The following is a 10,361-nucleotide window of genomic DNA, read 5'->3' as shown; positions in this document are numbered from 1 at the left end:
CTCCACTTGACGACTCTTAAAGAATTCTATAAAATTTAAGTGTGGCCGTTGAGCCACAGGGGTTTCTTGTCAACTGAATAAGGTAAGTTATAGGCTGGTTTGTTAGGTGCCTATAAGGGATTGAAACTCCCTGTTGTATATGTCGGCGGTTGCATTGGTGCAGGGTTTGTTAGGTGCCTATAAGGGATTGAAACCACACATTCACATGTGCCTCCCACTCCGTGCTCTTTTGTTTGTTAGGTGCCTATAAGGGATTGAAACCTTTCTTCTGTAGTGAGTGTATTGTGTACTTGTCTTGTGTTTGTTAGGTGCCTATAAGGGATTGAAACTGACATGTTATACAGACACTCAATAGACTTTGTCAGTTTGTTAGGTGCCTATAAGGGATTGAAACTGTCAGTAGACCCTATACTACATAGTTCATTTCGTACGTTTGTTAGGTGCCTATAAGGGATTGAAACCGTTTGCCCGTATACTTGACGCTAACGGTATCAGAAAGTTTGTTAGGTGCCTATAAGGGATTGAAACAGACAATTGGAACCATGAAAAAGATGTTCAGAAAAGGTTTGTTAGGTGCCTATAAGGGATTGAAACAATTCTATCATTGATTCGTTGGATTCGTATATGCTTCGTTTGTTAGGTGCCTCTAAGGGATTGAAACGGACAAGAACTCTTGCAGGCAAAGAAAGCTTTCTCCTGTTTGTTAGGTGCCTATAAGGGATTGAAACAAAGTAAACTGTGTCTCATACGACTATACTGTATCTGGTTTGTTAGGTGCATATAAGGGATTGAAACGAGACGACAAAACGTAACCCGCTTACTACCGTTACTTGTTTGTTAGGTGCCTATAAGGGATTGAAACCTGTCTAGACTCATATACCTCTGCTCAAACTCCTCTACTGAAGAGTTTGTTAGGTGCCTATATAAGGGATTGAAACAGAAGTGTCATATACGAAATTTATCCAGCAAGGATGGTGCTACACTTGGTAAACTGGGTGTTACGTCTATAGGATTGAACGTGTGGTATACAAAGGCAAAGCTCATGAGCTTTACAATTGAGTATCAAAAAATAGACGAAGAGAGAAACGAAATAGATAACGATGCAATCACATTCCAGTTTAGGTTCGTCTTTTGATTACTCTACGTTCGCCGCTTGCTGTTTTATCTTGTCTATCTCCCCTTTCACCTCCACCGTGTAGTCTGAGAGGTCGGGTATTTTGTTCCCGAGCGTTGTTATCTCTCTGTGCATCTCCTGAGCCAAGAACTCCATTTTCCGCCCGACCTCTCCCTCTTTGTTTAAAAGCTCCCTGAATCTCTTTATATGGACTTTCAGTCTTTGAACCTCCTCGTTTACGTCGTATTTCTCAAGAAGAAACATGAGCTCGTTTAAAACGGTGGGGTGTTCATCGGGAAGATTCAGTTCCTTAGCCCTTTCTATAACCTTTTCCTTTATTTTTTCCCTTATTCTTTCCTTTTCTTCGTCTATCTTTTGAACAATTTCCTCTATCCTACTAATTCTTTCCTCAAAGTCCCTTTTTAAAGCTTCCCCTTCTTTCTTTCTTGACTCAATTAACTCATTAAGAGCTTCTTTTAGGGCTTCTATTACTACACTTTTTAACTCATCATCAACCTCAACCTCGGTTTTCTCAGCGTACTTCCAAGCATAGTTTAGGATAGTATCATCCGTGGGGGAAAGGAAAAGTTTTTTAATTATAAGTTCCTTTAGCATCTCAACGTTTGCTTTAAGTTTTTCAACATCAACGGGAGGTTTTACAGCCTTTTGTTCAACGTCAACAAATACGGTCACACTTCCTCTTTTTAGCCTTTCCTTTATTACGTTCCTGAGTTCAAGGTCTAACGGAATTAAGAAGGAAGGCATCCTGAGGGATATATCAAGCCCTTTTCCGTTAAGGGAACGAATCATTACGGTTGCCTTCCAGTTATCGCTTTCTGCCTCTCCTTTTCCGAAACCCGTCATACTGAGCATGAACACTATTCTATTAGATTTTTCAAACTAAAATAATCCTTATGTCGGACCAGTTTAAGTATGCAAGACTGAAAAGATGGGTGAGGATAATGACTATGATATTCTTCATTCTCGTTATGATATACGCATACTTTTACCTTAAGGGAAAGAGGGAAAACAGGAGGGAAAGTCACAGAATTTCCACGGCTTTCGTTCCTTCCTTAATTTCACCCAGGTAAAAGGCTTCCTCTGAAATCTCCAGAACCTTACTTGCATCCTTTTTATCCACAACGAGAATCATCCCAACACCCATATTAAAAGTCCTGAACATCTCTCTTTCATCTATATTTCCGAGGTTCTTAATCCATTCAAACAGGGGATTTTTGGGTATGTTATTCTTGTAAACTACAGCTTTAACATTTTCTGGAAGTATTCTTATTAGGTTTTCGGGAATTCCTCCTCCGGTTATGTGCGCTATTCCCTTTAATCTTACGTGTTTCTTTATCTTCTTTACCTCTTTTACGTAAATCTTTGTAGGTATTAGTAAAACTTCACCGACAGTTTTTCCGAAATCCTCAAGGAAGTCAGTATACTTTATGCCTTTGAGCTTAAGAACTTTCCTTATTAGGGAGTAGCCGTTGCTGTGAAACCCTGAGGATTTTAGTCCTATGATAACGTCTCCGGCTTTTATATTACCCGTATCTATCACTTCTTCCTTTTCGCATATCCCTACGCAAAATCCCGCAAGGTCGTAAACACCTTCCGGGTAAAAATCGGGCATTTCGGCAGTCTCTCCACCCGCGAGAATAACCCCTCCCTCCTTACACCCTTTTATTATCCCTTCCATAACCTCCTTCATAACCCTCAGCTCAAGCTTTCCCGTTGCTATGTAGTCGAGAAATAAAAAAGGTTCTGCACCCGTTGTTATAAGGTCGTTTACGTTCATAGCAACTAGGTCTATTCCCACAGTGTCGTGTTTATCAATCGCTTGGGCTATCATAAGCTTAGTTCCTACTCCGTCCGTGGTTGTAAAAATTACAGGGTCTTTATATCCCTTTATCGGAACCCCGCTTGCGAACCCCCCGAAATCGGAAAGATTAAACTCCTTCTTTACCTTTTCCTTTATAAACTTTACAAACTCGTTTGCCTTGTCTATATCTACACCTGCCGACTTATACGTAAGCATTTTTTACCCTCCGAGGTAAAACTCCTCAACAACCGAGTAAATAGGTCCGACACTTGTGAGGGTGCTTGAGATTAGGGCTATCTTGTTTATCTCTTCTTCTCCGAACTCAACAGTTTTGTATTTCTTTAGCATGTAGTTTAAAAACTTTTTATCAATCCTTTTTATACGGCATACAGTAACGTGGGGAACAAAGTTTTTACTTCCCTTCGGTATTATTCCTTTTCTCGCGTTTCTTTTCTCTACTTCCCTGGCCAAATTTTTTAACTTGTTTGCTCCTTCTGATACACCTATCCATAAAACCCTTGGGTTCTTTACATCCGGAAAGACTCCGAGCCCCTTATACCTTACTTTAAAAGGAATAAACCTTTTTGAAATCTCCTGAAGATTCTTTATAACATCTATAGCCTGCTGTTCCGTTATATCACCCAAGAACTGGAGCGTCATGTGAAGGTTCTGGGGCTCTACCCACTTTCCCATAAGCTTAAGATTTGCCTCCTCCTTTAGTCTTTCCGAGACCTCGTGTATCGTCTTGCTTGTAAAGAAACCTACAAACGCCCTCACGACCTTCATTCTATCAGTATAAGAGAGTTATCGGAGATGAAAAAGCAACAAGTCTGAGACCAAGGTAATACCCCTTCCAGGAAAAGTTATACTTGTAAACCTCAACCGAGTAAACGCCTTCTCTGCTAATTTTTATTACAACTCTGTCTGTGTCGTAAACCCTGTAAATTTCTCCGTTTCTGTATAGGATTATGAGAACTCTTTCCTCATTACTTCTTACAAACAGCTTAAAAGGGTAAATGGTGGATTCATCGGGAAAGTAAAAGCTCCTCGGAGAAAATCCATATACTTCAACACTTTTTCCTCCGTTAACGATTACGTTCTTATTCAGCTCTACACTGTTGCGAATTCTTCTGTATGTCATATTTCGCGAGGTATCAATGGCAAAATCTATTAAAGTGTTAGAGAGGTTTATATCGCTTACCAATACGTTGCATCTCGTTTTATCCGTGCTTATAAACGTTGCATAGGAATTGAACTCATTTCCCAGAATCTTTTTCGGAAGATAATCAAAAAGAAAGTTTAAGAGCTTTACTATTGGGTTTACTTCGGATATAAACACGAGATTACACTTAGGAGCCTCTAAAAAACTTTTAAATACACCTTTACTTTCAAAAGGGAAAAATCCGAAAACGGTGTTAATTTCCTTTGATTTAAGGAATGATACTACATGCTGACCCGGAAAGGAATTGGCTTTAAGTCCCAACAGGTAGTAATACTTTTTAACGAAAGGCTTGGGAGCAAGCTTTTCCTCCGGCTCCATATATATATCAAAGTATGAAAAGGGAAGCAGATTGTATATAAAAAAACCGATAAGGTATAAGCTCAACCCAAACCCCGCGAACTTATTAATAACCCCTCGGATTTTCATAAAGTTCTCCCTTAAACCCTTTCAGTAAATATATATAAAAACTTCTTACCCTTTCCCCTCTCCAGAAAATATTAACCCTTTTTATAAATTCCTTTTCCCTAAAACTTTCCATTAGTTTTTTAGGAACTCCTCCGTAGCTTACAAAAATAGCGTCACCACCTTTATACCTCTTAAGTTCTTCCTTCCACAGGTAATACTGGGTATACCTGTTTACGTGATACACATAAGCCCTCGGATTTCCTTTAACGTAAAAGGCAAGTTCAGCGGAAATCTGGTAAGCACTTGAAAGAATAAACCTTTCTTTATTGTAATACTTACTTACCTCTTTTCCGAGCTTTTCCCATCCAACTAAAAACTTTGTCGGGTCCCTTTTCGGGGGAAGAAGCTTTCTTAGACCGATTAAGTCAAAAAGGGGAGTAAAGTGAATAAGAATCGTTAGAAAAAATCCAAGTAAAATAGTAGTAAACTTTAGGAACTTGGGAAATATCAAGAAATACCTTGAGAATAATATTACGGCTGTGTAATAACCAAAGTCGGGCCAGTTTGCGTAAACCCTTTTCTTCAAAGAGAGAAGTAAGAAAAAGAGGAAAACGGGAAAAGAAAAAATTGTTAAGAAAACATCTCTCTTATCCCTTGTAAGAAACGTTCTAAACCAACCGTAAAGTATAAAAAAGAAGGGAATTACGGAAAGAATAAGTGCTTGACCTCCTATGAACTCAAGAAGTGCCGATATGTTCGGGAAAGAACTTCCTTTATCCGCAAGGTTTGACACATGTTTAAAGGATATAAAGTTATGTTTTATGTTCCAAATAAGGACGGGAATGGCAAATATAAAGGCAACGATAACGGAAGAATAAACTTTTACATCTTTTAAAAGTTCTCTTTTCACGAGGAAAAGGTATAAGATTCCGAGGGGAAGCAAAAATACCGCGGGATACTTGCTCAGGAAGGCAAGACCTCCAAAAACTCCCGTAAAAATCCATAGTATTAATCGGTTTTCCTCGACTGCTTTATAAAGAAATATTAAGGATAGAGCCCAAAAGAATATAAGGAGAGAGTCCGTTGTAAATAAAACAGAGTTTATAGAAAATCCGAGGAGTATATTAGGTATTACGGAAGAAAGGAAAGCGGTTTTTTCGTCGTAAATCTCCCTAACAAAGCGGTAAGTTATGAGGGAAAGAAAGAAGGAAAGAAGAACCGCATTAATCCTTACACCGAGTTCCGTATTCCCCAAAATGGCGGTTGATAAGAAGTTTATGTATGCAACCATAGGAGGCTTTGAGTAGTAGCTAAGGTCTAGATGTCTTGACCAGTCCCAGTATTGAGCCTCTTCGGGTGAAAGGTCTATAGGGTAAAAGAGTATGTAAAGAATCCTAAGAACCATAAGAAGAAGGTTTATACCTAAAACATACCTGAACATGCGTTTTCTAATATCTTATTTAACTATGGAAAAGATTAAGGTTGTTATAAACGGAAAGGAGTATGAGGTAGAAAAGGGAACGCCCTTAGGGAAGATATTTGAACTCGCAGGTATAAAGGATGCACTCGGTGGAGTCATAAACGAAAAGATTATAGACCTTCAAACACCTGTAAGGGAGTCCGGAGAGATAAAACCTGTATACAGGGGAAGTAAGGAAAGCCTTGAGATAATGAGGCACTCCCTTGCCCACATAATGGCTCAAGCCTTGAAGGAGCTTTACGGAGCGAAAAAGGTTCACCTGGGCGTGGGCCCTACCACTGAAGAGGGATTTTACTACGACGTTGAAGTTGAAGGACACAAGATAACTGAAGAAGACCTCCCCAAGATAGAAAAGAAGATGAAGGAGATAATAGAGAGAGACTACCCTATACTCAGGAGAGAACTTTCCCGTGAAGAAGCGATAAAGCTCTTTGATGAGTTGAAGGAAAAATATAAGATAGACATAATAAAAGAAATTCCCGAGGATGAGGTTATATCGGTCTACGAACAGGGAGATTTCATAGACCTCTGTAAGGGACCCCACCTCCCTTCAACGGGTAAAGCCGGTGCCTTTAAGTTAACCTCAATATCGGGTGCTTACTGGAAGGGGAGAAACGACCAGCCACAGCTCACACGCATATACGGCCTTGCCTTCTGGAGCGACAAGGAACTAAAGGAAAGGCTAAAGTTCTACGAAGAGGTCAAAAAGAGAGACCACAGAAAACTCGGTAGAGAGCTTGAGTTCTTCACAATAGACGACAACGTAGGAGCCGGACTTATTCTATGGCTTCCGAGGGGAGCGATATACAGAAAGGTTGTTGAGGACTACTTACGGGAAGAACACCTAAAGAGGGGATACCAACTCGTCTACACGCCTCATGTTGGGAAGTCCAAACTCTGGGAGACAAGCGGACACCTTGAGTGCTACAAGCAGAACATGTTTCCCGCTATGAAGATAGACGAGGAGGAGTATTACGTAAAGCCTATGAACTGTCCTTTCCATATAGCCATATACAAAAGTAGGGTTAGGAGCTATAAGGAGCTTCCTTTAAAGCTATTTGAACTTGGAACTGTTTACAGGTATGAGCTTTCGGGAGTTCTCCACGGACTTCTCAGGGTAAGAGGATTCACACAGGATGATGCCCATATAATTTGTACACCCGAGCAGGTAAACGATGTTATAAGGGAAACCCTTGACTTTGCCCTCAGCACCTTAAAGGACTTTGGGTTTAACGAGTTTAAGATATTCCTTTCTACAAGACCAGAATACTCAATAGGTTCGGACGAACAATGGGAAGTCTCCCAGAACGCATTAAAGAAAGCTATAGAGGACCTCGGATACACTTACGAGATTGACGAAGGAGGGGGAGCCTTTTACGGACCAAAGATAGACGTTAAGGTAAAGGACGCGATAGGTAGGTTCTGGCAACTTTCTACAATTCAGTTTGACTTTAACCTTCCCGAAAGGTTTGACATGACTTATGTAGGACCTGACAACAAAAAGCACAGACCATACATGATACACAGGGCACTTCTTGGTTCAATAGAGCGTTTTACGGGAATACTTCTTGAGCACTACGCGGGGCTCCTCCCCATATGGCTATCACCTACTCAGGTTATGATCATTCCAATAGCTGACCGCCACCACGCTTACGCCAAAAATGTTCTTGAATATCTTAAGGGAAACGGCATAAGAGCTGAGGCGGACTTCAGGGAAGAGAGGATGAATGCAAAAATCAGAGAAGCGGAACTTAAGAAAATACCTGTTATACTCGTTGTGGGAGACAGAGAGGCAGAAAGCGGAACAGTTTCCGTAAGAACAAAAAAGGATGGAAATCTTGGAAGTATGAAGTTAGAAGACTTCCATAACTGGATAAAGGAAAAGATTAAGAATAAGGAGTGATACTTGAAATCCTCTCCTTTTCGGATTATAATTTTATTTCTGGCAAAGGGGCGGTAGCTCAGCTGGGAGAGCGCCGATATGGCATGTCGGAGGTCGGGGGTTCGAGTCCCCTCCGCTCCACCAGTTGAGCTCCCAAGAGCCGGTAGCTCAGTTGGTAGAGCAACGGCCTTTTAAGCCGTGGGTCGCGGGTTCGAGTCCCGCCCGGCTCACCATCACTTTCTGCAGGATTTGGGCTAAATAAGGGGTTGCCTCTACTTTCATATCAATTATTCCATTATCTTTTTTCCTTACGACAACCGCTTTTATGAAGACTTTTAAAGTTTCGTTCACCAATTCGGGCTTTTTCCACGAAAGGTTCTCAAGGTTGGATATAGCCTTGTTTAAGTCAAAGTTTAAAGGCTTATTTTGTTTTCGTAAGTTTTTTACCTTCTGCTCTATTTCTTTGATTTTTTTCTTTAATATGTCGCTCGGGGCTTCTGCGTAAAGTTCCAAAAGATTTTCAAGTTTTTTCTCAAGCTTCTTCACCTCTTCCTGTATATCCGTTCCGACCTTTAGGCGTTCAACAGCTTTTAATATTTCTTCTTTCCTTTCCGGGACGAATTCTTTAATGAGTCTCAAGACGAAAGACAACATAATGTCATAGTCAAGCCTGAAATCAAAATCGCAAGCTCTCTTTGTTCTATGTTCGTAGCATATGAGCCGGTTTCTTTCCTTGCCAAGGGGTTTTCCACAGTGCCCGCAGATAACTATCCCCGCAAGGGGATGTGTATGCTTGACTTTCTTGTGTTTTCCTTTCTCCTTGTTTTCTTCAAGCTTTTTGTTCGCCTTTTCCCAAATTTCCTCGGAAACTATCGCAAGATGAGGGGCGGGAAGGACTACTGGTTCTTTGGGATTTTGTATCACAACTATTTTTTCGTCCTCTATTCTCTTTCTTCTTCCCCAAACTATCTGTCCCTTGTAAATGGGGTTTCTAAGCATGCACGAAAGAGTTGATGTGCTCCAAGTTTTTGCCCTTCTCGGTTTTACACCTCTTTCGTTGAGAGAATAACATATAAGCCTTAAGCCCTCGCCGTTTGCATATCTTTCAAAAACTTCCCTTACTATCTTAGCCTCTTCTTCGTTTATCTCAAGCACGCCGTTTACCATCCTGTAGCCATACGGAGCAGAGGATACCCATTTACCTCTTAACAACGCCCCTTCAAGCCCCCTTCTTGTTGCCATCCTTATCCCTTCTATGTATTGTTCATCAACTACATTTAATAGCTTGATAAGAGCTATATCTTCTTGCTTGTCGGTTCTGAGATTTTGAGAAACGAAAATAATCGTTATCCCGAGCTTTTGAAATTCCTTAATGAGTCTTCTTAGCTCAAGACCATCCCGGGAAAGCCTCGAGGTGTGTTCAACAAGAAGAACGTCAAAAAGCTTTTTCTTTGCATCTTCAAGGAGTTTTAATAGCCCTTCTCTTTTAAGAGAATAACCGCTTCTTTCTCTGTCGGCGTACTCCGCTACAATCTCTATTCCGTTTCTGAGACCGTAATCTCTACAAATGCGAATCTGGTCTTCAATTGACTTTGCGTTCTGTCTTTCCGTTGAATATCTTGCGTATATTGCTCCCCGCATCCTACTTCCTCCTCTAAGGTTTCCGCTTCTATAAGAAGCTTAGCAAGAAGTTCTAACATTCTCTCGCTCTCATTTTTAACCATCTCGCAGTCCCCCGAATGCTAAAGCCTGTGAAACAGAAAACCTCCGCAAGCATTTTTTCGTATTCAGTCATTTCTTCTTCGTTCCAGTATTTATCACGCGCCTCCTTGATTTCTTTCTCAAGCGTGTCTAATTCCTTTTCTCTTAGCATTTTTGCGTATTTGTTAAGCTTCTTGAAAAGCTCCCTTACCTCTACGTCTTCCTCAATCTCATCAGTGGGAGAGGGAGGAGGAGACTCGCTTTTTGGCTGTAGGACAGAGCGGGGCTTAAGCTGAGGCTTAGGCTCTCTATCTTTTGTGAAAGCTGAAAAAAGTTTCTCAAGCTCCTTAAGTGCCTTCATATTCCACCTCCTTCTTTTTCGCTTGGATTTAGCGATGCTTGCGTAGGGCGGCTCGCTCTTACATGCAGGCTCTTTCATTTTTGGACTCGCTATTCCACCACGGGACTCGTAGGCAATTTGCTCGCTCTTGCCTATATAAAACTGAATTCCCATGGCTCGCTTTTCTCTTTCCGATACTCCGCATCCTCGGCTCGCTTGCACCTAAGGAGGCTCTAATAGGGAAGCTCGCTTTACCGCTGTAATCCAATGATGCTCATATTTTTCGGCTCGCTTTGGCTGCTCGTGACTCAATTCATACAGCTTTCTCATACTCAACGACTTCTTTCCACGATATATAATCGGAGTGCTTCAGGTATTCAAAAGCGTATGGCTTT

The 10,361-nt window shown here is 41.0% G+C and carries 9 protein-coding genes, 2 tRNA genes, 1 pseudogene and 1 CRISPR repeat array; of the genes and pseudogenes, 5 read left to right on the top strand and 7 right to left on the bottom strand.

The window, feature by feature from the left end:
* Positions 1-97: 97 nt before the first annotated feature.
* Positions 98-862: direct repeats of the CRISPR family, unit length 30 nt; unit sequence GTTTGTTAGGTGCCTATAAGGGATTGAAAC.
* Between the two features lie 69 nt (positions 863-931).
* A complete protein-coding gene (locus ACWB1W_RS08060) occupies positions 932-1,135 on the top strand; it encodes a hypothetical protein (RefSeq protein ID WP_479370855.1) in 204 nt (67 codons plus the stop codon).
* Here the strand turns inward: ACWB1W_RS08060 and ACWB1W_RS08055 are convergent, their stop codons facing one another.
* On the bottom strand, positions 1,136-1,987 hold the full coding sequence (locus ACWB1W_RS08055; protein WP_479370854.1) for a YicC/YloC family endoribonuclease: 852 nt from the start codon (positions 1,985-1,987) through the stop codon (positions 1,136-1,138).
* Positions 1,988-2,028: 41 nt separating this feature from the next.
* Here ACWB1W_RS08055 and ACWB1W_RS08050 point away from each other — a divergent pair, with 41 nt between their 5' ends.
* The gene (locus ACWB1W_RS08050; protein ID WP_479370853.1) at positions 2,029-2,205 is read left to right on the top strand and encodes a hypothetical protein; all 177 of its coding nucleotides are present in this window, start codon (positions 2,029-2,031) and stop codon (positions 2,203-2,205) included.
* Here the strand turns inward: ACWB1W_RS08050 and purM are convergent.
* From purM to ACWB1W_RS08030, 4 genes are all read right to left on the bottom strand, one after another.
* Entirely contained in the window at positions 2,157-3,152 is a 996-nt protein-coding gene (gene purM, locus ACWB1W_RS08045; RefSeq protein ID WP_479370852.1) for a phosphoribosylformylglycinamidine cyclo-ligase, read from the bottom strand. The two genes, ACWB1W_RS08050 and purM, sit on opposite strands and share 49 nt — an antisense overlap.
* A gap of 3 nt (positions 3,153-3,155) precedes the next feature.
* Complete coding sequence (gene thpR, locus ACWB1W_RS08040; protein ID WP_479370851.1) at positions 3,156-3,722, bottom strand: RNA 2',3'-cyclic phosphodiesterase; 567 nt, start codon at positions 3,720-3,722, stop codon at positions 3,156-3,158.
* 4 nt (positions 3,723-3,726) lie between these two features.
* Positions 3,727-4,476 carry a hypothetical protein gene (locus tag ACWB1W_RS08035; RefSeq protein WP_479370850.1) on the bottom strand — a complete coding sequence of 250 codons (750 nt, stop codon included), beginning with the start codon at positions 4,474-4,476 and terminating at the stop codon, positions 3,727-3,729.
* An 85-nt stretch (positions 4,477-4,561) separates the two neighbouring features.
* Entirely contained in the window at positions 4,562-6,004 is a 1,443-nt protein-coding gene (locus ACWB1W_RS08030) for an ArnT family glycosyltransferase (RefSeq protein ID WP_479370849.1), read from the bottom strand.
* 25 nt (positions 6,005-6,029) lie between these two features.
* Between ACWB1W_RS08030 and thrS the strand changes: the two genes are divergently transcribed.
* The 3 genes from thrS (at position 6,030) to ACWB1W_RS08015 (ending at position 8,158) form a co-directional block, all read left to right on the top strand.
* Positions 6,030-7,946: a threonine--tRNA ligase gene (gene thrS, locus ACWB1W_RS08025; protein WP_479370848.1), complete on the top strand. Its 1,917-nt coding sequence runs from the start codon at positions 6,030-6,032 to the stop codon at positions 7,944-7,946.
* Between the two features lie 47 nt (positions 7,947-7,993).
* Positions 7,994-8,069: transfer RNA gene (locus ACWB1W_RS08020), tRNA-Ala, on the top strand.
* Between the two features lie 13 nt (positions 8,070-8,082).
* Positions 8,083-8,158, top strand: a tRNA-Lys gene (locus ACWB1W_RS08015).
* Positions 8,159-8,759: 601 nt separating this feature from the next.
* Here ACWB1W_RS08015 and ACWB1W_RS08010 read toward each other — a convergent pair.
* Together ACWB1W_RS08010 and ACWB1W_RS08005 are read right to left on the bottom strand one after the other, a co-directional pair.
* Positions 8,760-9,566 (bottom strand): annotated as a pseudogene (locus ACWB1W_RS08010) (recombinase family protein); the annotation flags it as partial.
* A 52-nt stretch (positions 9,567-9,618) separates the two neighbouring features.
* Positions 9,619-10,140 carry a hypothetical protein gene (locus tag ACWB1W_RS08005; protein WP_479370847.1) on the bottom strand — a complete coding sequence of 174 codons (522 nt, stop codon included), beginning with the start codon at positions 10,138-10,140 and terminating at the stop codon, positions 9,619-9,621.
* Positions 10,141-10,361: the final 221 nt, after the last annotated feature.

This window comes from Aquifex sp. (genome assembly GCF_056494385.1).
The sequence above is the reverse complement of the archived record's forward strand: the minus strand, read 5'-3'. Positions and strand labels throughout refer to the sequence as shown.